The organism is Novosphingobium olei (assembly GCF_012927405.1).
Classification (GTDB): domain Bacteria; phylum Pseudomonadota; class Alphaproteobacteria; order Sphingomonadales; family Sphingomonadaceae; genus Novosphingobium; species Novosphingobium olei.
The window spans coordinates 419,871-443,048 of the sequence record NZ_JABBGM010000001.1; the positions used below are offsets into that span (position 1 = coordinate 419,871).

Sequence of the window (23,178 nt, forward strand, 5' to 3'; positions counted from 1 at the left end):
ACGGTAAGTGTCAGGTTAACCCCCCTTGTTGAAGGCATGGCGACGTCGATGAACGATAGTGGCCTTGCTGTGGGACAAGTGCGCGATGCCGTCGGCATCGGCCGAAGCGGGGACGGGTTCGATGAAGAAAGCGGGATGGGCAGGGGTGAGCGTCGCTGCATTGGCGCTCTTGATGCAGGCACCGATGGCGCAGGCGCAGGCCGCGAATGGAGTCGGTTCGCCGTTCGAGCTGACGTTCTGGCAGTCGATCGGTTCGAGCGAGGACGCATCGCTTTATGAAGCCTATCTCCAGCAATATCCGCAGGGTACGTTTGCCGCTCTGGCACGCGCGAAGGTGCAGATGCTGCGACACGTGCCGGCGGGCACGCAGGCCCCGCTGACGCAGGCGGCAACGGCAGCCCCCGCTGCGGCGCAGCCGCCGGCCACGCCCGTAGCGAACCCCGTGGCAAGCCCGGCCGTCGCCGCGCCTGCCCCGGCGCCGTCTGCATCCTCGAACGGGCCAGCGCTGGCGATGGCCTCGCCGGTCGGCGTTCCCGGTGGCCTGCCGGTTTCGGCGGCCGCTGCCGCTGGTGCCGGCGCCACGCTGGGGCAGATGCTGGCCGATCTGGCGCATACGCAGGAAACCCCGGCCGCCGGGACGGCTGCGCCGGCAACCCTGCCGGCTGCGGTCGCGCCGGTATCGCCGATATCGTCGCGCTATGCCCTGCCGCCGCATCCGCAGATGGTTTCGGTTCCGGAACTCATCCTTCCGGCAAGCTTCTGCTCCGCCGAGGATCGCAACCGCTATCACGACACGATCTACCGGCCGGCGGTCGACGCCGCCAAGCGCAACAACGATGCGGCGGTGGCCTATCTCAAGACACTGCAGGGCATCTACGACGGCTATGACCTGGGCAAGGATACCGAGGCGATGAACGCGCTTGCCGCCGAGGCGCGCGCCTATCAAGCCGATGCGGCGACGACGTTCTCGCAGCAGGCCGCGCTGGTCCGCGCCTTCGACGAGCTGATGGCCGTACCGGTCGCACCTTGCGCCGGGGCGAAGTGACGATGCGCGGCAAGGCAGTGCTCGCGGCGCTGGGAGCAGTCGCCACGCTTTCTGCGCAAACGGCGAGCGCACAGGCGTGCGGCGCCGACAGCGGTACTGCGGAGCTCGTCCGCTCGGGCAAGCTGATCGAGTTCGAAACCTTGATGATGGCGGTGTCGCTGCGCTGCGCGCGCGCCGGGGTCGACCTTCGCCCCGTGTACGAAGGCATGCTCAGCGTGAATGCTGCACGCTTCAACGGCGCGCATGAGGCGGTCCAGCGGCTGTTCGGGACGACACGGGGGACCGGCTACGATCGGTACGTGACCCAGGTGGCCAACCGTTATGGCGGCGGGGCAACCGATCCGCAGAAGTGCGCGATGTTCCGCGCCGTGGCTGCCACCTTGGCCAATCCGGCAAGCGACCCACGCGCGCTGCCCGCCGTCGCCGACGCGATGATCGCTGCGCCCGTATTGCGCGATATGCTCTGCCCCGCTGGCCGCTGAAAAGCCGACCAACGCAATCCGCTGTGACAGGAACCAGCCCCTATACGGCTGGTTACCTTGAGTAAGATATTGTCGCAGAACGGATTTTTGAAATGGCCAGTTTGCCCGATGCGATCGCTTCGCGGTCGCAGTTCCTCAACGACGCCTTCCAGCGACGACTCGCCCACTGGAACCGGGAGAGGCTGGCGCCCGCGATGCCGACGAAGGATTGGGCGGATCGTCTCCATCTCGACCATGTGATGCTGCGTCTGGAAGGCGCGTTCCTGGAGGAATTGCGCGCGCAGGTCGTCGATGAAGCGGCGCGGGTGCCGACAGATCCGGATGGCTTCATCGCTTGGTTCGAGGGCCTGTTAAAGGATGGGCCGGGGCAGGGCGATGCTCTGTTCCCGTGGATCGCGAACGAGGCGGAGCGAAGCGACATCTGCTGGTTCCTTGAACAGGAAGCTGCCGGTGAAGCCGGTTTCGACGATCTCGTCGCCATGACGCAGGTAAAGCTGCCTACGAGCGCGAAGATGGAACTGGCGCGCAATTACTGGGACGAAATGGGTCGGGGCAATGTCAAGGGCATGCACGGTCCGATGCTGAACGGTCTGGTCGAGACGCTGGATCTGGATCCCACGATCGAAAAGACCTGCTGGGAAAGCCTGGCGCTCGCCAACGCGATGACGGCAATGGCCAGCAGCCGCCGCTACGCCTGGCATAGCGTTGGCGCGCTGGGGGTGATCGAACTGACGGCGCCCGGGCGCTCAGCCTGCACCGCGGAGGGGCTGCGGCGGATTGGCCTCAGCGAAAAGGAGCGGCGGTATTTCTCGCTGCATGCCGTGCTCGACGTGAAGCATTCGGAAGACTGGAACCGCGAAGCGATCCGGCCGTCGGTCGATGAAGATCCCGCCCGCGCCACGGCCATGGCAGAGGGGGCGTTGATCCGTTTGCGATGCGGCGAACGCTGCTTCGATCGCTACCGCTCTGTCCTGTGGAACTGATCGATCAGGATTTCGACTTTGGAGCGATCGGCCGGATCAGTCCTTCCTGAGTCACGTTGGCCACCAAGCGCCCGTCCTGCGCATAGATGCGGCCGCTGTTGAAACCGCGGGCGCGGCCTGCCCAGTTGCTTTCGCAGGTGTAGAGCAGCCACTCGTCCGCGCGGAAATCGTCGTGGAACCAGATGGCGTGGTCCAGGCTGGCCGACATGATTGTGCCTTTCGCCCAGCTTAGCTCCGCATGGGGCAGGACGCAGGTGGATAGCAGGGTCATGTCGCTCGCATAAGCGAGCACGGCGCGGTGGATCTTGGGATCATCGGGCAGCGGGGCCGCCGCGCGGAACCAGACGTTCGAGACCGGCGCGCGGGCTTCTTCCTGCATCCAGTGCAGTGGATCGAGCGGGCGCAATTCAATCGGGCGTGGGCGTGCCGGGCCGCGCGGGGTTCGTCCGGCAGCGATTGCCGCCTGCCGCCGCAAGGTCGCTTCATTCGCCAGCGTTTCAGGCCCCGCGACATCGGGCATGGGAGCCGCATGCCATGCGCCTTCCTCGCGCTTGTGGAACGAGGCAAGCATATTGAGGATCGTCTGACCCTGCTGGCTGGCGACGATCCTGCGGTTGGAAAAGCTGCCACCATCAAGATCCCGCTCCACGCGGAAGTCGATCTCGTAATCCTCGTTGCCGCCGCGGACGAAGTAGGCGTGCAGCGAATGCACAGGGCGATCGGCGGGCACAGTGAGTTCGGCCGAGGCGAGCGCCTGACCGATGACCTGTCCGCCGAAGACGCGGCCGACGCCGCCTTTCTTGCGCTTGCCCCGGAAGCGGTCGCCCCCGCGATCCTCGACGTTCAGCAGATCGAGCATGTCGGCGACAAGTTCTTCGGGCGACGGGGCGATGAAGGATTCGTTGCTCATTGCAACTCGATGCTACGCGTTGACGTTTACGTCAACCGCGCGTGTGCATGGCGTGCGGTCCAAAAAAGCCAACCCCCGCCGGTCCTGCGACCGGCGGGGGTTGCACCCTCTCCCCAACTCGGGGCGTCTGCCGCGCGGGTTTATCCCGCCGCGTGACCCGCGAGCGCTGCAAGAAGCAGCAGCGCCACGATGTTGGTGATCTTGATCATCGGATTGACGGCAGGGCCCGCGGTATCCTTGTAGGGATCGCCGACCGTGTCGCCCGTCACCGCGGCCTTGTGGGCATCGCTGCCCTTGCCGCCGTGGTGGCCGTCCTCGATGTACTTCTTGGCGTTGTCCCACGCGCCGCCGCCCGAGGTCATCGAAAGCGCAACGAACAGACCGCCGACGATCACGCCGAGGAGCAGCGCGCCGAGAGCGGCAAAGCCGTTCTCCGCACCCGCGACCGCCGAGATCACGAAGTAGACCACGACCGGCGCGAGCACCGGTAGCAGCGAGGGCACGATCATCTCCTTGATCGCGGCCTTCGTCACCAGGTCGACCGTGCGGGCGTAGTCGGGCTTGGAGGCGTAAGTCATGATGCCCGGGTTTTCGCGGAACTGTTCACGCACGTCGACGACGACATCGCCGGCTGCGCGACCCACTGCCGTCATGCCCATTGCGCCGAACAGGTACGGAAGGAGCGCGCCGAGCAGCAGCCCGACGATGACGTAGGGATTTTCGAGGCTGAAGTTGACGGTCAGCGTCGGGAAGAATTCCCGCAGGTCGGTGGTGTAGGCAGCGAACAGGACGAGCGCGGCAAGGCCCGCCGAACCGATCGCATAGCCCTTGGTCACGGCCTTCGTTGTGTTGCCCACGGCATCGAGCGCGTCGGTCTTTTCACGGACCGAATCCTCGAGCCCCGCCATTTCGGCAATGCCGCCGGCATTGTCGGTGACCGGGCCGTAGGCATCGAGCGCGACGACCATGCCGGCCAGCGCCAGCATCGAGGTGGCGGCATAGGCGATGCCGATCAGGCCGGCGAGCTTGAAGGCGATGATAATGCCGGCGACGATCACCAGCGTCGGCAGCGCGGTGGCTTCGAGGCTGATGGCGAGGCCCTGGATCACGTTGGTGCCGTGGCCGGTGACCGAGGCCTGCGCGATCGACTTGACCGGGCGGTAGTTGGTGCCGGTGTAGTACTCGGTGATCCAGATGATCAGGCCGGTGATGGCAAGACCGAGGAGACCGCAGTAGAACAGCATCCGGCCTGAATAGGCCTCTTCGCCGATGGGGGTGTTCATGTCACCCAGCGCGTATTGCATGGCGAACCAGATCGCCGGGATTGACAGGATCGCGGTGACGAGGAAGCCCTTGTACATCGCGCCCATGATGTTGTTCGAGCTGCCGAGACGGACGAAGTAGGTGCCGATGATCGAGGTGACGATGCACACGCCGCCGATCAGCAGCGGCAGGCTCATCAAAGGCATCAGATTGGAAACACCCTTCACCAGCAGCGCGGTGAGGACCATGGTAGCGCCGACGGTGACGACATAGGTTTCGAACAAGTCTGCGGCCATGCCGGCGCAGTCGCCGACGTTGTCACCCACGTTGTCTGCAATGACCGCCGGGTTGCGCGGATCGTCTTCGGGGATGCCCGCTTCGACCTTGCCGACGAGGTCGGCACCGACGTCGGCGGCCTTGGTGAAGATGCCGCCGCCGAGACGCGCGAAGATCGACACGAGCGAGGCCCCGAGCGCCAGAGCGGTGAGACCGGTGACGACCACGCGATCGTTGGCGGCATGGCCCGCGGGGCCGGTCAGGTACCAGAAGAAGCCGGCAATCGCGAGAAGGGCGAGGCCCGCCACGAGCATGCCGGTGATCGCGCCCGCCCGGAAGGCAAGCGTCAAACCTGCCTGCAGCCCGCTCTGTGCGGCGGCTGCGGTGCGCACGTTCGAGCGAACCGAGACGTTCATCCCGATGAAGCCGGCAACGCCGGAAAGGACCGCGCCGATGACGAAGCCGGTCGCGCTTATTGCTCCAAGTGCCCAGGCGACGATGACGGCAACGACCACGCCGACGATGGCGATGGTGGTGTACTGGCGTTTGAGGTAGGCCTGCGCGCCTTCCTGGATGGCGGCGGCGATTTCCTGCATCTTGGCATTGCCGGCAGGTGCGCCCAGCACCTGGCGGCTGGTCACGAAGCCATAAACGACGGCCAGCAACCCTAATATGATGGACAATGTGACTAAGTTCACTTTGGCATCCCCCTTATTCAAACGGCCTTGAAAGCCGCACCCCGTCGTTGCGGGTTGGCAGGGAAGCTATAGGTTTATGGCAGGCCTGCAAGCCTTTCGATGATCTGCGTCAATCGTGCAAATAACCGAGCGTGCCAGCCGGAGGATTGCCGTCGAGCAGCAGGGGATGGTCGACTTGTACCAACGCCCGTCCGATGCAGTGGGCCGCCACCGGCGGGACAGTTCCGGCGGGCAAGGTGAATAGCAATTCGTAGTCGTCTCCCCAGCGCAGTGCATCGTCTATGCGATCGGCGGGGAGGGCAGGAACCACGGGAATCAGTGAAAGGTCGAGCGCCAGCGTGACGGCGCTCGCCTGCGCCAGCCGGGCAGCATCGATCAGCAGGCCGTCCGACACGTCCATGATCGTGCTGACAAGCGGGGCGAGGGCGCGCCCTTCGGCAAGGCGCGGGACAGGGCGGCGGAAAGCGGTCGTGTCCACATCGCCAAGGCCGTCGCGCAAGGCCTCGAACCCCAGCATCGCCGCTCCGACCGGGCCGGTCAGCCACAGGCTGTCACCCACATTCGCTCCAGATCGGGCCGGGACGGGATCGCAGGTGGCGCGGCCGAGTGCCGTCAGCCCGAAGGTGCGCCTTCCGGCGCCGCCCGTTGTATCGCCGCCCAGCAGCGGCACATCGTAGACGCGGAGCACCTCGTGCAGGCCTTCGAGGAAGCGGCTGTCATCATCGCCCAGCGCGTAGCCCAGCAATACGCCAAGCGGCTCCGCGCCCTTGGCGGCGAGGTCGGAAAGATTGGTTGCTACCAGCTTCCAGGCGATGTCGGCGGGATCCTGCCCGGGCAACCAGTGGACGCCCTCCACCATCGCGTCATGGGTGAGGACAAGCGTCTCGCTGCCCAGACGCAGCACGGCGCAATCATCGGCCAGCCCGCGCGCGGCAGGATGGGTGGCGAGGCCGCGCAGCGCGGCGATGAAGTCGGCCTCGCCCGCCATGAACGTTAGTCTCCGGTGAAATTGGGCGCGCGCTTTTCGAGGATCGCGGCGACCGCTTCGGCGTGATCCTTGGTTTCGTGCGCGATCGCCTGGTAGGCGGCGGACAGTTCGAGCACGTCGTGCGCGCGGCCGTGCTGGGCTTCGCGCAGCAGCTTCTTGGTGAGGCGCAGCGCGCGCGGCGAATTGGCAGCGATTTCGTTGGCGATGCCGACGGCGGTTTCGATGAGATCGGCGTCGGGCACGACAGTGCCGACGAGGCCGATGCTCTGCGCATAGGCGGCATCGAACGTGCGTCCGGTGAGGAACAGTTCGGCGGCCTTCGAATAGCCGACGATCTTCTGCAGCGTCCACGCCCCGCCATCGCCGGGCACGATGCCGACCTTGATGAAGCTTGCGGCCATCTTTGCGCTTTCTGCGGCGACGCGAATGTCGCACAGGCAGGCAAGGTCGAGCCCCAAGCCGATGGCGTGGCCGTTGATCGCGGCGATCATCGGGATTTCGCAGTCGAGCATGGCACGCGTCGCACGCTGCACGCCCCGGCGGTAGTTCGCACGGGTCGAGTCGGGCTGGTCCAGAACGCCGATGCCCTGGCGCTCCTTCATGCCCTTGATGTTTCCACCGCTTGAAAAGGCGCGGCCCGATCCGGTGAGCACGATCGCGCTGACCGAGCGATCGTTGCCGAGCTGGAAGAAAGTGTCGACGATATTGTCGCAATCCTCGAGCGTGCCGATCGCATTCATCGATTCAGGGCGGCTCATCGTGAGGATGGCGACGCGGCCACGGCGCTCGACGGATAGGAACGGACTGGTCATGGCAGCATCTCCTGTTTCTCGTTGCCTGAAAGGGTAATTCAACATCGTGAAAAACCGGCTTTCGGTTTGCGGTTGTGCGGGGGCTGCCATAGGCATCGCAGCGATGCAAATATTCCCGCTTCACCCCTTCCGTCCGCAAGGTGACATTCCGGCGTTGCGCCAGCAGGTGCGCGCGCTGGTGGCCGAGCACGAACATCGCTGGACCCCGCTGCAGCGGGCGAACTGCTGGTTCAGCTTCGACCCCGAGTTTTCGCGCGCCATGGGCGCAGCGGGCCTGCTCGGGATGACTTGGCCCAAGCAGTACGGCGGCCACGAGCGGACCATGCTCGAACGCTATGTCGTGCTCGAGGAACTGCTTGCGGCAGGTGCGCCGGCCGGGCTGCACTGGATCGCCGACCGCCAGACGGGCGCGCTGCTCGTGCGCTATGGCACCGAGGCGCAGCGGGAGAAGTACCTGCCGGGCATGGCGCGCGGCGAGATCTATGCCTGCATCGGCCTGTCCGAGCCCAATTCGGGCTCCGACCTCGCCAGCGTGCGGACCTTCGCGAAGAAGACGAACGAGGGCTGGCTGGTCAACGGCCAGAAGGTCTGGACCAGCGGTGCGCACAAGAGCCATGCTGCGCTGACGTTGCTGCGCACCGAGGAAGGCAGCGAGCGCCAGCAGGGGCTGTCGCAGCTGATGATCGACCTCGACACGCCGGGGATCACGATCCGGCCGATCATCGACATGACCGGCACGCACCACTTCAACGAGATCTTCTTCGAGGACGTGCTGCTGCCGCACGACGCGCTGGTCGGTGTCGAAGGGCAGGGCTGGAGGCAGGTGACGGCCGAACTGGCGCTCGAACGATCAGGACCCGAACGGTATCTTTCGAGCCATGTCCTGCTCGTTGCGCTGATCGACGCGATCGGCCCGAATCCCGCTGACGAGATCGCCGAGCTGATCGGACGGCTTACCGCCGAAATGTGGACGCTGCGCCAGATGTCGATGTCGACCGCGGCCAAGCTCGACGCGGGCGAGGATCCGATCGTTGAGGCGGCGATCGTCAAGGACCTCGGCAATGCCTACGAACAGGCGCTGCCGCGTCTGGTCCAGGCGGCGACCGATACGGATCTTGCGGGAAGCAGCGCGCTGTCCCAGCTGCTTGCCTATTACCTGCTGGCCGCGCCCAGCTTCTCGCTGCGCGGCGGTACGCCCGAAGTCCTGCGCGGGATCATTGCCAAGGGACTTGGGCTCCGGTGAGGAATCTGGGATGAGTGAAAACCGTCAACTTCTCGTCGAGATGGCCGAAGGACTGTTCGCCGATCTCGCCACAGCATCGTTCGAGGACGCTGCGCCCCGACTTGCCGAAGCGGGTTTCGCCACGCTGCTAATTCCTGCCGACCAAGGCGGGTTCGGCGGCGATTGGGGCGACGTCCTGGCGGTGCTGCGCCTTGCGGGCCTCAACGCCGTGGCCGCGCCGGTCGCGGAACCGATTATCGCCCACGCCTTGCTGGCGCAGGCGGGAATCGCCGCGCCCGAAGGGCTGGTGACGTTCGTCGCCGCGAATGGTCGCGCCCCCTTTGGTCGCCATGCCGATGCGGTCGTCATGGTGCGCGACGGCACGCTGTCGCTTTACGCCAACGGCGCCTTCGCGGTCGAGGAAGGGGCTTCGCTGGCCGGAGAGCCGTCCGACCTGATCAAGCTTGCGGGTGAGCCGACGGCCACCGCACCTTGCGCCGCCAATCTCGACGGGCTGGGCGCTTTCGCGCGGTTGGCGCAGGCGTCAGGCGCGATGGAAGCCGCGTTCACGCTCGCGATCGACCACGTCAACACGCGCGTCCAATTCGGCCGCACGCTAGCGAAGTTCCAGGCTGTGCAGCAGGCGCTGGCGGAGTTTTCCGAGGAAGCTGCCGCCGTTGATGCCGCTGCCGCCGCCTGCGCCGCGGCACTCGATGCCGGGGATGCAGAATTCGAGATTGCCGCGGGCAAGTATCGTCTTGGCCTTGCTGTCGATCGTGCTGTGCCGATCGCGCATCGCGTCCATGGTGCGATCGGCTTTACCATCGAATACGCCCTCAACCGCTACACCCGCCGCCTGATGCACTGGCGCAGCGAATTCGGCAGTGACGCGCATTGGGCGCGCGTGTTGGGGCGCAAGGCCGCAGGGCTGGGTGGCCATGGCCTCTGGCGCGAAGTGGCTGCACGGACCGACCGCCTGATCGCCTGAGTGAAATATCGCCTCATGGGTGCTTGACCATCGCCATCGATCCTGTTTAATCGCTCAATTAAACAGATCCTGTCGAGAGGAGTCGAGTACCATGGCAACCGCCTATATCGTTGACGCAGTGCGCACCGCCGGTGGACGGCGCGGCGGTCGTCTTGCCGGCGTTCACCCCGTCGACCTTGCCGCAACCACGATCGACGCGCTTGTCGTGCGCAGTGGCATCGATCCGGCTGCCGTCGAAGACGTCATCATGGGCTGCGTCAGCCAGGGCGGCGAACAGGCCCAGCAGGTCGGCCGCATGGCCGTGCTCGCTTCCAAGGTTCTGCCGGAATCGGTCCCGGCCGTGACCATCGACCGCCAGTGCGGTTCCTCGCAGCAGGCGATCCATTTCGCCGCGCAGGCGGTGATGAGCGGCACGCAGGATGTGGTGATTGCCGCAGGCATCGAGAGCATGAGCCGCGTTCCGATGGGTTCGACCGCCATCCTCTACATGAAGGAGGGTCTTGGCACCTATCGTTCGCCGGGCATCGTCGAGCGCTACGGTGAAGCCGGCTGGACGCAGTTCGCGGGTGCCGAAGCCATCGCCAACAAGCATGGCTTCTCCAAGGAGATGATGGACCAGTTCGCGTTCGAGAGCCACCAGAAGGCCAAGGCGGCGACCGAGTCCGGCGCCTTCAAGAATGAGATCGTGCCGATCGACATCGAAACGCCGGAGGGTGCCGCACAGCACACCGTCGACGAAGGCATCCGCATGGACGCGACGATTGAAGGCATTGCCGGCGTCAAGCTGCTGAGCCCCGATGGCAAGCTGACGGCCGCGACCTCGAGCCAGATTTGCGACGGTGCATCGGCTGCCCTGATCGTTTCGGAAGAGGCGCTCAAGAAGTACAACCTGACCCCGCTTGCCCGCATCCACACGCTGGCCGTGACCGCCGGCGATCCGGTGATCATGCTCGAAGAGCCGCTGTTCGCCACCGACAAGGCGCTGGCGAAGGCTGGTCTCAAGATCAGCGACATCGACCTTTACGAAGTCAACGAGGCTTTCGCCTCGGTGCCGATGGCCTGGTTGAAGCATCACGATGCCGATCCCGCCAAGCTCAACGTCAATGGCGGTGCGATCGCGCTCGGCCACCCGCTCGGCGCTTCGGGCACCAAGCTGATGGCGACCCTGCTGCATGGCCTCAAGGCCCGTGGCGGCAAGTACGGGCTGCAGACGATGTGCGAAGGCGGCGGCGTCGCCAACGTGACCATCGTCGAGGCGCTCTGAGAAATTTCCCTGGGAGGATGATACCATGAAGCTCGACAATACCGTGTCCGCCGTCATTACCGGCGGCGCCTCCGGCCTTGGCGCCGCAACCGCCCGCGCGCTTGCTGCCAAGGGCGTGAAGGTCGCCCTGTTCGATCTGAACAAGGAAAAGGGCGAGGCCCTGGCGGCCGAACTCGGCGGCGTTTTCTGCGAAGTGAACGTGACCAGCGACGAAAGCGTCGATGCCGGCTTTGCGAAGTCGCGCGCTGCGATCGGCCAGGAGCGCATCCTGGTGAACTGCGCCGGTACCGGCAACGCGATCAAGACCGCCAGCCGGTCGAAGGAAGACGGCTCGATCAAGCACTTCCCGATCGACGCCTTCAACATGATCATCCAGATCAACCTGGTCGGCACGTTCCGTTGCATCGCCAAGTCGGCTGCGGGCATGATGACGCTCGATCCGGTGGGCGAATTCGGCGAGCGCGGCGCGATCGTGAACACCGCGTCGGTTGCCGCTGAGGATGGTCAGATGGGCCAGGCTTCGTACTCGGCGTCGAAGGCCGGCGTCGTCGGCATGACCTTGCCGATCGCCCGCGACCTGATGAGCGAAGGCATTCGCGTCAACACCATCCTGCCGGGCATCTTCAATACCCCGCTGCTGGCTGCGGCGCCCGACAACGTGAAGGCCGCGCTGGCCGCGTCGGTGCCGTTCCCCAAGCGCCTGGGCGATCCAGCGGAATACGCCAATCTCGCTCTCTGCATGATCGAGACCGGCTACTTCAACGGTGAAGACGTCCGCCTCGATGGTGCCATCCGCATGGCGCCGCGCTGATCGAAAGCTGAAATTGAAAGGGCCGGGGCACAAGAACCCCGGCCCTTTTTCCTTCCCCGGGAGAGATCCATGACCGAATACAAGCAGATCATCCTCGACATCGCCGATGGTGTCGCCACGCTGACCCTGAATCGCCCGGAGAAGATGAACGCCTTCACCGGCACGATGATGCTGGAAATGCAGGATGCCTTCGATCGCACCGACGCTGACGACAGCGTCAAGGCGGTGATCGTGACTGGTGCCGGCGACCGCGCGTTCTGCGCCGGGGCCGACCTCACGCCCGAGGACGGCAAGCATGTGTTTTCAAGCGGCGAGGCGGTCGAGGATCTGTCCGACCCGCGCGTGCGTGACGGCGGTGGTCTGCTGACACTGCGCCTCTACCAATCCAAGAAGCCGATCATCGGTGCGATCAATGGGGCTGCTGTCGGCGTCGGCGTCACCATGCAGCTGCCGATGGACATCCGCCTTGCTTCGACGAAGGCGCGCTTCGGTCTCGTGTTTGCGCGCCGCGGCATCGTGCCCGAAGCGGCGTCGAGCTGGTTCCTGCCGCGCATCGTCGGACTGCCCCAGGCGCTCGAGTGGTGCATGACCGGGCGCGTGTTCGATGCGGAGGAAGCACTGCGCGGCGGCCTCGTTCGCTCGGTGCACGAGCCTGAAGATCTGCTGCCTGCCGCCAATGCCTTGGCGCGCGAGATTGCCGACAACACCAGCTCCGTTTCCGTTGCGATGACGCGGGCGATGCTGTGGCACAATCCGCAATACGATCACCCGATGAAGGCGCATCGCGTCGACAGCCGCGCCATTTACACGCTCTCGCGCGGGGCAGATGCCAAGGAAGGTGTGGCCAGCTTCCTCGAAAAGCGCGCGCCCAACTACCCAGCACGTGTTTCTTCGGATATGCCCGCGTTCTATCCGTGGTGGGATGAACCGGGCTACGAGTGAGCGAGAACAGGTAGGAATGGGCGCAACAGGGGAAAGCAGCGACATCGTGGAGCAGCAAGGCGCGCGCGAGCTGTTGCTCGACACGGCTTCGTCGATCATGCGCGAAGGGGATCAGGTCGACATATCCTTGTCGGAGCTGTCCCTTCGCTCGGGTCTGAACTCCGCGTTGGTGAAGTACTATTTCGGGAACAAGGCGGGCCTTCTCAAGGCCTTGCTCGATCGCGACATGACCACCATCGTGAAGTCGGTCGATGCGCTCGTCGAGAAGGACAGCATGGACCCCGAGGTCAAGCTGCGTCGCCATATCGCGGCTTGCATCGATACCTACTACGCCTATCCCTACCTCAACCGCCTGCTGATGCGGCTTGTTCGCGACAGCGATGAATCCGAAGCGCAGCGGATCGCTGACAAATATCTGACGCCGCTGGGGCAGGCCTATGACAAGTTCATCGGGGCAGGCATCAAGAAGGGTGTTTTCCGTCAGATCGACCCGCAGCTGTTCTACTTCACTGTTACCGGCGCTGCGGACAGGTTCTTCTCGGCCCGGCTCGTGCTGCGGCATTGCTATGGCACGGACACGCTGACCGAAAACCTTCGCGACCGCTATCGCGAGCACACGGTCGACTTCATCATGGCCGGGATCCTTGCCCCCCCCGCGGCCTGAGCGAGGCTGGCGGATCGGTGTGATCGGCGGCTCAGGTGTCTATGACCTGGCCTTGCTCGAAGATACGCAGCGGATCGAGATAGCATCACCTTTCGGTGCACCGTCCGGTCCCGTGACGATCGGTACGATTGCTGGAGTTCGCTTCGCCTTCTTGCCACGCCATGGCGAAGGGCATCGCATTCCGCCTGAAGGCGTGAACTATCGCGCCAATATCGACGTGCTGAAGCGGTGCGGCGTGACCGATCTGATCGCGATATCGGCCATCGGCTCCCTGCGCGAAGAGTTCGCTCCGGGCAGCTTCGTTGCCGTTGATCAATTCATCGATCGCACGAGCGGCCGCGACGGCAGCTTTTTCGGCGAAGGTCTCGTCGCGCACGTTTCGCTCGCCGACCCGGTGTGTCCGCGGCTTTCGTCCCTTGCAGCCGACGCTGCACAGGCGGCTGGGGCAAAGGTGCATCGTGGTGGCTGCTATCTTGCCATGCAGGGGCCGCAGTTCTCGACCCGCGCCGAAAGCCGCATGTATCGCCAGTGGGGGGTAGATGTCATCGGCATGACCGGGATGCCCGAGGCGCGTCTCGCGCGGGAGGCGGAACTTCCATATGCGCTGCTCGGAATGGTGACCGATTACGACAGCTGGCGCGATGGCGAACATGTCGAAGTCGATCAGGTGGTGCAGGTGATGCATGCAAATGCAGCGCTCGCTCGCCGCACCGTGAACGAGCTTGCTCGCCTGCTTCCGCCCGAGCGCGCCGGGAGTCCGATCGACCATGCGCTCGACAATGCTATCATGACAGCGCCAGCCAAGCGCGACAGAGCTCTGATCAGCAGGCTTGACGCGATAGCTGGACGCTTGGCGCTGTAAAGAAAATTTCACTATGCCCGCATGATGGGCATTATCTAAAGGCGCAGGCAACGGTCGCTGTCACATTCTTTCACTTGCACCTCCGCTAGTTTCAGTGGATACCAAATGGCATGCCCGCATCCCAGACCCGCCTTGCAGACTTCGTCCCCTACCGAATGGCCATCACCTCGAATGCGGTGAGCGGTCTTATCGCAGGTGAATACCGCAACGAATTCGGGCTCAAGATTCCCGAATGGCGGATCATGGCCGTGCTTGGCGATGCAGGCCAACTGACGCAGCGGGATCTTGTCCGGTTCACCCTGATGGACAAGGTTGCCGTCAATCGTGCCTGCAAGGTGCTTGAAGACCGCGGGCTTATCCGCCGCAGCCCGAACGAGGCCGACGGCCGATCGCATCACCTCGAGCTGACCGAGGCAGGGCTCGACATGCATGGCAAGATCTGGCCCCAGGCGCTCGATATCTACGAAAAGATCTTTGCCGCGCTGTCCCCGCGCGAAATCGAGAAGTTGCGGGCTTTGCTCGACAAGTTGCGCGCTTCCGTCAGCGCGCTCGAAGGCGACGCCAAGTGAAGCTCGCATCCCTGCCGCAGGGCCGCGATGGGCGGCTGATCGTCGTTTCGAACGACCTCGCCTGGTATGCCGACGCCGATCATATCGTGCCGACGATGCAGAGCCTGCTCGATTCCTGGGATCGATACGCCCCGCTGCTGGAGGCGCTCGCAATCGAGCTCGAACATGGTGCCATCCCGCGCAAGCGCTTTCACGAGCGTGAAGCGGCGGCACCCTTGCCGCGCGCCTATCAGTGGGCCGATGGCAGTGCTTACGTCAATCACGTCGAACTGGTGCGCAAGGCCCGCGGTGCGGAGCTACCCGAAAGCTTCTGGTCCGATCCGTTGATGTACCAGGGCGGCAGCGATGACCTGCGTGGGGCCCGCGAACCGTTGGTCCTGCCCGACGAGGCATGGGGCGGTGATTTCGAAGCCGAGGTGGTGGTGGTGACCGGCGATGTCGATCGGGGAGCGAGCGCCGAAGCCGCGCTCGATGCCATTCGCCTGGTCGGCCTGGTCAACGACGTATCACTGCGCAACCTTATCCCGGGCGAACTGGCGAAGGGCTTCGGCTTCGTCCAGTCCAAGCCGGCGAGCCATTTTTCGCCGGTTTTCGTCACGCCGAACACATTGGGCGCGGCATTCCAGGGCGGGAAGCTCAACCATCGCCTGTCGATCGACCTCAACAGCCAGGCTTTCGGTCGGTTGCAGGCGGGCGAAGAGTGCACTTTCGACTTCGGCGTGCTGATCGCGCATCTTGCCAAGACGCGTCGTGTGGCGGCGGGCTCGATCATCGGCTCGGGCACCGTTTCCAACCGCGATCCCGACGGATCGCCTGGCCGTCCGGTCGGGGAAGGTGGGCGCGGTTATGCCTGCATCGCCGAGCAGCGCATGGTCGAGCAGATCCTGCACGGCGAAGCCCGCACGCCGTTCCTGCGTCATGGCGACGTCGTGCGGATCGAGGTGCGCGATGCTGCCGGACACAGCGTTTTCGGCGCGATCGAACAGACCGTCGTTCCGGCCTGAGAGGAGGGCGGGGCGCCGAGACGCGCCGCCGCCTGACTTATTTCGACCCAAAGGCCCCGTTGCCGCCAAGGCTGTCGGCGATCGAGCACGACGCCGGGCCGAGAATGACGATGAACAGCGTCGGCAGGATGAACAGGATCAGCGGAACGGTCATGATCGCGGGAAGGCGTGCCGCCTTTTCTTCGGCGCGCATCATGCGTTCATTGCGGAATTCGGCCGAAAGCACGCGCAGTGCCGACGCAAGCGGCGTGCCGTAGCGCTCGGTCTGGATCATCGTCGTGACGACGCCCTTCACCGATTCGAGATCAACCCGGTAGGCAAGGTTCTCGAAGGCCTGGCGGCGTTCCGTCAGGAACGAGAGTTCGATGGCGGTAAGCGCGAATTCGTCGCCGAGTTCAGGATAGGCACGCCCGAGTTCGCGGGCCACGCGGCTGAACGCCGCGTCGACCGTCAGGCCGGCCTCTGCGCAGATCACCAGCAGGTCTAGCGCGTCCGGCAGGCCCTTGCGAATGGCAGCCGTGCGCTTTGTTACCATGTTGCTGACGAAAAGGTCGGGGCCCTTGTAGCCACCGATCACCAATACTGCAAAAGCGGCAAAGCGCTTGAACGAGCCCCATTCGGGGAAGTGGTTCATCAGATAGACCACGATAAGCGCGATCCCGCCAAGCACGATCGGCCCGATCATGCGGCCAAGAATAACCGCGACGGCCCATTCCTTCTTGCGGATGCCCGCCTGCGCAAGCCGCTGCTGGACGACCTTCACCTGGCTGTCCTGCAGAACTTTCAGCGATTCCAGGAAGCTGCGGATCGAATCCGTGGTCTGGTTGCGACGGACGATGCTGGCACGCTTGCGCGCATTGGCCGTCATGATGCCCGACTTGAGCTGCTCGCGTCGTTCGTTGAGCGCCTTGACCCGCTTGGACATCGGATCGCGCACGGTGATCGCAGCGTAGATCGCGAGCATCACGGCAAGGGCAGCGATCCCGGCAAGGATCGAGCCGACGGCAATGACGTTGAAGCCGAGAAGGGTGGGGCCGTGCGGTGTCGTAAGCATGGGTCTTGCCGTCTTCCCGTCAGATCTCGAAGTTGACCATCTTGGCCATGATGAAGGCGCCGATGCCGAGCCAGACGAAGCCGCCAATGCCCGTCACGATCAGGCGCTGATCCAGCCAGAACTTTTCCATGTACGTCGGGTTGATTGAGTAGATCAGACCGAACACGATGAAGGGCAGCGCACCGACGATGTAGGCCGAGGCCTTGGATTCCGAGCTCATGGCGCGGATCTTGAGCTTCATCTGCGCGCGCTTGCGCAGCACGTCGGCGAGGTTCGCCAGCGTTTCAGCAAGGTTGCCGCCGGTTTCCCGCTGGATCGCGAGCGTGATGCAGAAGAAGCTGAACTCGGGCATGTCGAGCCGGTCCGCCGTTTCCTGAAGCGCCTGCTCCATTGTCCGGCCGACCCTGATGCGGTCGGTAATCATCTTGAACTCTTCGCCCACAGGGCCGGGAACTTCCGTGGCAACCAGGCCCAGCGTCTCGCTGATCGGCAGGCCCGAGCGAAGGCCGCGGACGAGCAGTTCCAACGCATCGGGAAAACGCACCACGAAGTTGTTGACGCGGCGGCTGATCGCGCGGCCCACCACCAGGTGGGGCAGACCGGCACCGATGAACACGCCTCCGCCCAGCGCAAGCAGGGGAGCCGAGGTCTTGAGATAGAGCAGCACCATGACCACCAGGCCAAGGCCGCCGGAGACGTAAAGGTACTGGCTCAGCGTCCAGCTGCGACCTGTCTTGTGCAGCCGCATCTCGAGCGCTTCGAGCCGCGAACTGCTTCCCGCAGGCCGATAGGCCTTTGGCTTTCGAGCGGCGACGGCCTTGCGATACTGCGCCTCGACCTTGTCGACCGCGTTGTCCGAATGCCGAAAGCGCACCGCCTGGAGCCGGCGCGAGCTTTCCTTGGTCGCCGATGGCCCGCTGAAGGCGGCGTAGCTCAGCACCAGGACCGCCATGATCCCGATCGACATGATGAGCAATTGGGCGATGTTCATCGCGTTATCCTGCCTCGCTGACCGCGTGTTCGTTGACCATGACCGTCGCTGGAATGGCTCAGGCCGAGGCCTTGGCCTTGGAGCCGAGCATCTTCTTGAAATCGATCAAGCCGAGGAGCGAACCGCCAGCAGCCTTGCGGGCCGGCTTTTCCGCTTCGCCCTTTTCGTCCTGCAGCGCCATGATCGCATCGCCGAGTTCGCGCACTGCGATACCCGCCTTCGTCCCGCGGTTGGCGGCAACGAAGGTCTGACCAAGCTTGGCGGCGTTGGCCGCCGCCTTGACGTCGTAAGGCACGACGATGTTGATCTTGCGTTCGATCGAGCCTTCGAAGTCTGCCCTGCTGATCTCTCCGACGCCGGCGTGCACCTTGTTGGCGACCACCACCGTCTGCGCGTGGGCGGCATTGGTCTTGAGCCACGACAGCACGCGGATCGCGTCGCGCGCGCCGGCAAGCGTCAGTTCGGTAGCCACGACGACCACGTTCACATCGGCGAGCAGGTGCGGGAAGTTTATCAGCATGTTCCGCGGCAGGTCGATGACCGTCATCTCGAAGGCATGGCGGAACTCTTCCTCAAGCTGCACGAACGCGCTGCCATCGGTCATCAGCGGGGCGCTGATGGGGGCTTCGGCCGAAAGGATCGCCAGATTGTCGTTCGCACGGATCATCGCCCGTTCGATGAACAGGCCATCGATGCGGCTGGGGTTGTCGATCGCGTCGGTCAGGCCGCGACCGGGCTCGAGATCGAGCGTCAGCGCGCCGGTGCCGAAATGGACGTCGAGATCGAGCAGCGCGGTCGGAAGCTTGTGATCGGCGCTGAACAGCCAGGCGATCGAGGTCGCCAGAGTCGAGGCGCCAACTCCGCCACGCGTTCCGACTATCGCGGTCGAGATGTGGCGCTTGGCAGTGGCTGCATCATGGCTCTTGGGCGCAGCGAAGATCGCCTGCGCCTGGACCAGTGCATCGCGCACCTGTCCCGGCGACAGCGGCTTCAGCAGATAATCCTGAATGCCCGAGGCGATGAGATCGCGGTAGAGACGGACGTCGTTGACCTGGCCCACCGCGATCACGACGGTACCGGGCTCGCAAACTTCAGCCAGCGCGTTGATGTCGTTCAGCGGATCGCCGCTTTCCGACAGGTCCACCATCAGGATAGCAGGGCTCGCGCTGATCGACAGCGACTGCACCGCGTTGCGCAGACCACCCTTGGCGCACTTTTCGGGCTGCCAGCCCATGTCGACGGCGACGGGACGCAGCACGTCGAGCGCTGCATCGTCGCACATGAACGCGGCAAAGGTATCGCGATTGCCGTTTTTCCAGGTGCTGCTCATCGATCAGTTACCCCCGCCGGACTTAGTGGACGTTTCCTTGAGCCCGGACTTCCCCGTCGGCTCCATCGAGCGATAGCTTTCGATCGCCTTGCTCGAGCTCATCACCACCGTCTCGCCGCGGGTCCGGGCGCCGTGGACAAGGTCCTCCTTGTTGGCGACCATGGCGGCGAGGTTGCCGTTGATGGCGCACCCGTAGTTCTTGGAGGTGGCGTTACCAATGTTGGCATCCGACTTGGCCGACCAGTCGGGGCAGCCGGGCACCGAGGCTATGGTGCGCGTGACGACCACGCGCACGGTGCCGGGGTACAGTTCGCCCTGGGTTACCGGTGCTGTCGGGGCAAGAGTGATGCCGAAGCGGCCCGCCACGTTCTCGATTGCGTTTCGCACATCGGGCGATTCGTTGGGATCGTCGATGGCGACCTTGTCTCCGTAGGCAAGGTCCATGGTCTCGAACCAGCCCGCCAGGCGGCGCTGCTCGGCAGGGGAGACACCCTGACCGGCATCGGTCGCGAGATCGATGGTGTAGCTGTCACGCTGCACCACCGGCTGGTGGACGCTGTCGAGCGCGGCATTGGTCGGCATTCCGGCGCATCCGCCAAGGGCGAGAGCGAGCGAAACCGCGGCAAGGCTCGCGAATGTGCGGAAGCTGGAAGGCTTGATGGTGGACATCTCGGGTTTCCTTCTCACTTCAGGTTGAAGCCGGGGGCGGCAGCTGCGGACTTCTTGTCCTTGGAACGCGGCGCCGCGCCGGTCTGGCGATCATCGGCTGGGGCAACCTCGGCCGGGCGATCGAGCGCGCCGACCTTCGGGGCAGGCTGGACCGATCCGGGCTTTTCGCTCGGCTTGTGGCGGTCGCCACCGGTCACCCCGTTGTTCTCCATGTTGCCGAGGAGCTGGCTCACGGCATCGGCCGCACGGAAGCCGTCGGTCGGAAGCTTGATGTCGTTGGCATCGACCGGGTGCACCAGATATGGCGTCACCACGATCACCAGTTCGGTCTCGCCCTTCTTGAACGCGGTCGAGCGGAACAGCGAGCCTAGAATCGGCAGGTCGCCGGCACCGGGCAGCTTGGTGATGCTGTTCTGATTGCCGTTGCGCATCAGGCCGGCAATCATGAAGCTCTGGCCCGATCCCAGTTCGATCGTCGTCTCGGCGCGCCGGATGGTGAGCGCCGGGATCGAATACCCGTTGAGCGTCACGGCACCGTCGGACGAGAGTTCTGACACTTCCGGGCGGACGCGAATGGAAATGCGTCCGTCTGCAAGCACGGTCGGGGTGTAGGACAGGCTGACGCCGTACTTCTTGTATTCCACCGAGGTGGCGCCAAGGCCCTGGCTGATCGGAATGGGATATTCGCCGCCTGCAAGGAAGTCGGCGGTTTCGCCCGAAAGCGCGGTGAGGTTGGGTTCCGACAACGTGGTCACCAGCCCGATGGTCTCACCCGCATCGAGCGCGCCCAGCAGGTCGAGGCCGAAAAGCTTGCCCTGCCCGACGAGCGTCGTTGCTCCGGTCAGCGCGCTGACGGCGGTGCCCGACTTCTGGACAAGACCGAGAGGATTGTTCGCGGTCACTGCAGTCGGGTCGGTGGTGTAGCCCGTCACCGAATTGCCGACGCCAAGCGGCAGGTTGGGATCGTTGGTCACCGTCGACGCCCAGCCCGAGCGGCCCTGTCCGATGCCGAACTTGAAGCCGCTGGAGCTGTCGATGCTCGTCCAGTTCATGCCGAGATTGCGGACGAGGGTACGGCTCACTTCGGCAAACTTGACGTGAAGGCTGACCTGCAGTGGCGTGGCCATCTTTAGGCGGCTGATCACGTTGGTCTTTTCGCCGACGAAGGCCTTCACGAGCCGTTCGGCTTCCGCAGCGTCTTCCGGCGCGCCAACAGTGCCCGTCAGCAGGACGGTGTTGTTCATCGTCGAGGTGGCGATGCGCGCTTCGGGCATGGCGAGGTGAAGCATCTGGTCGATGCTGTCGAGATTGGTACCCACCCGCACGTTGGCCGACCAGATCACCGCGCCAGCCGAGTTGCTGGCATAGACAGTCGTCTCGCCGCCGGCCTTGCCGAAGACATAAAGCTGGTTGGATGCCTTCACCTGGACATCGGCGATGGCGTCGTTGGCGACGAACACATCGGCCATCTTGCCCGGCAGCGTCACCAGCTCACCGCGACCGATGGACAGCGCCAGCGATCGGGCCGGAGCGGTAACGCTCTGGGCGTGCGCCGCTTCGAGCACCGGGGTGGCAAGCATGCCAGCCATCATCGTGGCGCCCAGCAGCATGGACAGGGTAGGGGACTTCATCGTCTTGCCTTTCACAACCGTGCGGCGATTGTTCGTGTCGATCCGGCGGCGCATCACTTGCTCCCCACCGAGACCGTTTCGACTTCCTTGCCGCGGGTCACGCGGACGATCGGGCCGCGAGCCATCATCACACCACCGGCAGGCGGCGCCATCTGAGGCATGGGCGAGGCAGGCGCGGCAACCGGGGTGGGGCGCTGCATGGAGTCGAAATCCGAGCGACCCGAAGCCTTGCGCTGGAAGCGGGAGACGTCTCCACCGGTGACGAAGGTCGTGCCACCTTCACGCGGCTTGTTGAGAGCGGTCTTGAGCAGCGCTTCTTCCTGCTCCTTGGTCGCACCGGCGGGCAGCTTCACGGCGCCCGAGGCAATCGCCTGGTCGAGCTCGGTCGACGTGTCGGCCAGCGAGCGGAGCGAAAGGCTGATCGTACCGATGGTCTGCGCGACGGCGATTTCCTCGGCGATCTTGGGCGTCACTTCGAGCGTGACGGTGCTGAACTGGCGAACCTGGGTCTTGCCGTCGACGGTTTCCTGGTCGGTAGACTGGTCGGTCGCAAGGACGCGCAGGTTGCGCAGGATCGTTTCCGCCGCCTTCAGCGCCATGGCATCGTCGCCCCCCTTGACCGTTTGGGTCAGGACCAGGTCGATATGATCGCCCGGGAAGACGAAGCCGGCAACACCGGTGCGGGCGCTGACCGGAATGGTCACGGCGCGCATGCCCGGCCCGAGAGCGGCGGCAAGGAAGCCGCGGTCGCCAGGCGCAACAAGCGACCCTTGCGTGATGGGTTCGCCCGCCGTGATCGGATGACGGACGACGGTTCCGAGCATCTTGCTCATGTCCGCCTCGCCCTCGACGAAGTAGGCGTCCTGAACCATGTCCTTGGGCCAGGGCTGATAGCCGATCGAGTCCGCGGTGATGATCGTGCCGACCGGCAGGGCGCGCTGGGCTACCAGCACCTTGGGGCCTTCGGGCACCTTTGCTGCGGCCTCTGCTTGCGGCGTGGTCGCGCCGGAAAACAGGCTCCTGGCGGCGAAGGCCGTGCCGATCGCAACGATCAGCGCCCCCACCAGCAGCAAAAGCTTCTTCTTGTCCATGCTACGATCTCGCCCTGTTGAATGGTGTCGAACGAATTCGATTGGCCGGCATCAATCGACCAAAATGGTTAATATTTATTGTTGGAAACCCGCAGCGCGGAAGGCGGCGGTCAGCTGGGGGCTCAGCGCCCACAGTCCGGCGCCGGCAATGGCCACGCCGTAAGGAATCTTGATCTTGTCGCGCTGGCGACGGGTGATGTACCACATGCCCAGCACGATGGTCAGAACGCCGCCGGCGATGGACATCACCAGCAGCATCTTCAGAAACAATTGCGCCGGCAGCCAGAGCGCGAGCGCGGTCAGCAGCTTCACGTCGCCGCCCCCCATGGCCTTGATCGCGAACAGTCCTGCCAGAACGATAAAAGCGGCAACCGCCACGCCGATCTGCATGGCAACGTCTGGCCACAGCGACAGTCCCTGCGCCCACCAGTAAAGTGGCGCCGCCAACGCGATCGCCGCGTTGAGCCAGTTGTCGATCTGGCGCCGCTTCAGGTCGGTGAAGGCCGCAGTCAGGAGCGCGATTGCCAGCGCTGCGACCAGTGCGTAGACGAGGGTGGTTTCCTGCATGACCGTAGTCATACCGGACAATCACTTACCAAACGGTAACCAAGATCGGCCGCAGAAAACGG

At 64.6% G+C, this 23,178-nt stretch carries 23 protein-coding genes; 12 read left to right on the plus strand and 11 right to left on the minus strand.

Annotated elements, in window-relative coordinates:
* Positions 1 to 121 precede the first annotated feature (121 nt).
* The 3 genes from HHL27_RS01935 (at position 122) to HHL27_RS01945 (ending at position 2,510) form a co-directional block, all read left to right on the plus strand.
* The gene (locus HHL27_RS01935) at positions 122 to 1,045 is read left to right on the plus strand and encodes a hypothetical protein (RefSeq protein ID WP_169491672.1); all 924 of its coding nucleotides are present in this window, start codon (positions 122 to 124) and stop codon (positions 1,043 to 1,045) included.
* A 2-nt stretch (positions 1,046 to 1,047) separates the two neighbouring features.
* The gene (locus HHL27_RS01940) at positions 1,048 to 1,527 is read left to right on the plus strand and encodes a hypothetical protein (RefSeq protein WP_169491673.1); all 480 of its coding nucleotides are present in this window, start codon (positions 1,048 to 1,050) and stop codon (positions 1,525 to 1,527) included.
* 92 nt (positions 1,528 to 1,619) lie between these two features.
* Positions 1,620 to 2,510: an iron-containing redox enzyme family protein gene (locus HHL27_RS01945; protein WP_169491674.1), complete on the plus strand. Its 891-nt coding sequence runs from the start codon at positions 1,620 to 1,622 to the stop codon at positions 2,508 to 2,510.
* A 4-nt stretch (positions 2,511 to 2,514) separates the two neighbouring features.
* Here HHL27_RS01945 and HHL27_RS01950 read toward each other — a convergent pair whose 3' ends face one another.
* From HHL27_RS01950 to HHL27_RS01965, 4 genes are all read right to left on the minus strand, one after another.
* Positions 2,515 to 3,420, minus strand: a complete 906-nt coding sequence (locus HHL27_RS01950) for an acyl-CoA thioesterase (RefSeq protein ID WP_169491675.1) — start codon at positions 3,418 to 3,420, stop codon at positions 2,515 to 2,517.
* A 140-nt stretch (positions 3,421 to 3,560) separates the two neighbouring features.
* Positions 3,561 to 5,657 carry a sodium-translocating pyrophosphatase gene (locus HHL27_RS01955; RefSeq protein ID WP_169491676.1) on the minus strand — a complete coding sequence of 699 codons (2,097 nt, stop codon included), beginning with the start codon at positions 5,655 to 5,657 and terminating at the stop codon, positions 3,561 to 3,563.
* 109 nt (positions 5,658 to 5,766) lie between these two features.
* The gene (gene thiL, locus HHL27_RS01960) at positions 5,767 to 6,645 is read right to left on the minus strand and encodes a thiamine-phosphate kinase (protein WP_169491677.1); all 879 of its coding nucleotides are present in this window, start codon (positions 6,643 to 6,645) and stop codon (positions 5,767 to 5,769) included.
* Between the two features lie 5 nt (positions 6,646 to 6,650).
* Complete coding sequence (locus HHL27_RS01965) at positions 6,651 to 7,457, minus strand: crotonase/enoyl-CoA hydratase family protein (protein WP_169491678.1); 807 nt, start codon at positions 7,455 to 7,457, stop codon at positions 6,651 to 6,653.
* A gap of 103 nt (positions 7,458 to 7,560) precedes the next feature.
* On the opposite strand from HHL27_RS01965, the gene HHL27_RS01970 reads away from it, so the two are divergent.
* The 9 genes from HHL27_RS01970 to HHL27_RS02010 all read left to right on the plus strand — a co-directional run bounded on the left by HHL27_RS01970 (position 7,561) and on the right by HHL27_RS02010 (position 15,783).
* Positions 7,561 to 8,700, plus strand: coding sequence for an acyl-CoA dehydrogenase family protein (locus tag HHL27_RS01970; protein WP_169491679.1), 1,140 nt, complete (start codon positions 7,561 to 7,563; stop codon positions 8,698 to 8,700).
* Between the two features lie 10 nt (positions 8,701 to 8,710).
* Positions 8,711 to 9,667 carry an acyl-CoA dehydrogenase family protein gene (locus tag HHL27_RS01975; RefSeq protein WP_169491680.1) on the plus strand — a complete coding sequence of 319 codons (957 nt, stop codon included), beginning with the start codon at positions 8,711 to 8,713 and terminating at the stop codon, positions 9,665 to 9,667.
* A gap of 91 nt (positions 9,668 to 9,758) precedes the next feature.
* The gene (locus HHL27_RS01980) at positions 9,759 to 10,931 is read left to right on the plus strand and encodes an acetyl-CoA C-acetyltransferase (protein WP_169491681.1); all 1,173 of its coding nucleotides are present in this window, start codon (positions 9,759 to 9,761) and stop codon (positions 10,929 to 10,931) included.
* A 25-nt stretch (positions 10,932 to 10,956) separates the two neighbouring features.
* Positions 10,957 to 11,742, plus strand: a complete 786-nt coding sequence (locus HHL27_RS01985) for an SDR family NAD(P)-dependent oxidoreductase (protein WP_169491682.1) — start codon at positions 10,957 to 10,959, stop codon at positions 11,740 to 11,742.
* A 69-nt stretch (positions 11,743 to 11,811) separates the two neighbouring features.
* A complete protein-coding gene (locus HHL27_RS01990) occupies positions 11,812 to 12,684 on the plus strand; it encodes a crotonase/enoyl-CoA hydratase family protein (protein WP_169491683.1) in 873 nt (290 codons plus the stop codon).
* A 16-nt stretch (positions 12,685 to 12,700) separates the two neighbouring features.
* Positions 12,701 to 13,348: a TetR family transcriptional regulator gene (locus HHL27_RS01995; RefSeq protein WP_169491684.1), complete on the plus strand. Its 648-nt coding sequence runs from the start codon at positions 12,701 to 12,703 to the stop codon at positions 13,346 to 13,348.
* Between the two features lie 19 nt (positions 13,349 to 13,367).
* Positions 13,368 to 14,210: an S-methyl-5'-thioadenosine phosphorylase gene (mtnP, locus tag HHL27_RS02000; RefSeq protein ID WP_169491685.1), complete on the plus strand. Its 843-nt coding sequence runs from the start codon at positions 13,368 to 13,370 to the stop codon at positions 14,208 to 14,210.
* A gap of 110 nt (positions 14,211 to 14,320) precedes the next feature.
* On the plus strand, positions 14,321 to 14,779 hold the full coding sequence (locus HHL27_RS02005) for a MarR family winged helix-turn-helix transcriptional regulator (RefSeq protein ID WP_169491686.1): 459 nt from the start codon (positions 14,321 to 14,323) through the stop codon (positions 14,777 to 14,779).
* Entirely contained in the window at positions 14,776 to 15,783 is a 1,008-nt protein-coding gene (locus HHL27_RS02010; RefSeq protein ID WP_169491687.1) for a fumarylacetoacetate hydrolase family protein, read from the plus strand. The genes HHL27_RS02005 and HHL27_RS02010 overlap by 4 nt, the downstream gene beginning before the upstream one ends.
* Before the next feature lie 37 nt (positions 15,784 to 15,820).
* Here the strand turns inward: HHL27_RS02010 and HHL27_RS02015 are convergent, their stop codons facing one another.
* From HHL27_RS02015 to HHL27_RS02045, 7 genes are all read right to left on the minus strand, one after another.
* On the minus strand, positions 15,821 to 16,837 hold the full coding sequence (locus tag HHL27_RS02015; RefSeq protein ID WP_169491688.1) for a type II secretion system F family protein: 1,017 nt from the start codon (positions 16,835 to 16,837) through the stop codon (positions 15,821 to 15,823).
* A gap of 19 nt (positions 16,838 to 16,856) precedes the next feature.
* Entirely contained in the window at positions 16,857 to 17,828 is a 972-nt protein-coding gene (locus tag HHL27_RS02020) for a type II secretion system F family protein (RefSeq protein WP_169491689.1), read from the minus strand.
* A gap of 58 nt (positions 17,829 to 17,886) precedes the next feature.
* On the minus strand, positions 17,887 to 19,158 hold the full coding sequence (locus HHL27_RS02025) for a P-loop NTPase family protein (protein ID WP_169491690.1): 1,272 nt from the start codon (positions 19,156 to 19,158) through the stop codon (positions 17,887 to 17,889).
* Positions 19,159 to 19,161: 3 nt separating this feature from the next.
* The gene (locus HHL27_RS02030; RefSeq protein WP_169491691.1) at positions 19,162 to 19,827 is read right to left on the minus strand and encodes a CpaD family pilus assembly protein; all 666 of its coding nucleotides are present in this window, start codon (positions 19,825 to 19,827) and stop codon (positions 19,162 to 19,164) included.
* Positions 19,828 to 19,841: 14 nt separating this feature from the next.
* Positions 19,842 to 21,458 carry a type II and III secretion system protein family protein gene (locus tag HHL27_RS02035; RefSeq protein ID WP_169491692.1) on the minus strand — a complete coding sequence of 539 codons (1,617 nt, stop codon included), beginning with the start codon at positions 21,456 to 21,458 and terminating at the stop codon, positions 19,842 to 19,844.
* 53 nt (positions 21,459 to 21,511) lie between these two features.
* Complete coding sequence (gene cpaB / locus HHL27_RS02040) at positions 21,512 to 22,549, minus strand: Flp pilus assembly protein CpaB (protein WP_169491693.1); 1,038 nt, start codon at positions 22,547 to 22,549, stop codon at positions 21,512 to 21,514.
* Positions 22,550 to 22,624: 75 nt separating this feature from the next.
* Complete coding sequence (locus HHL27_RS02045) at positions 22,625 to 23,116, minus strand: A24 family peptidase (protein WP_169491694.1); 492 nt, start codon at positions 23,114 to 23,116, stop codon at positions 22,625 to 22,627.
* Positions 23,117 to 23,178: the final 62 nt, after the last annotated feature.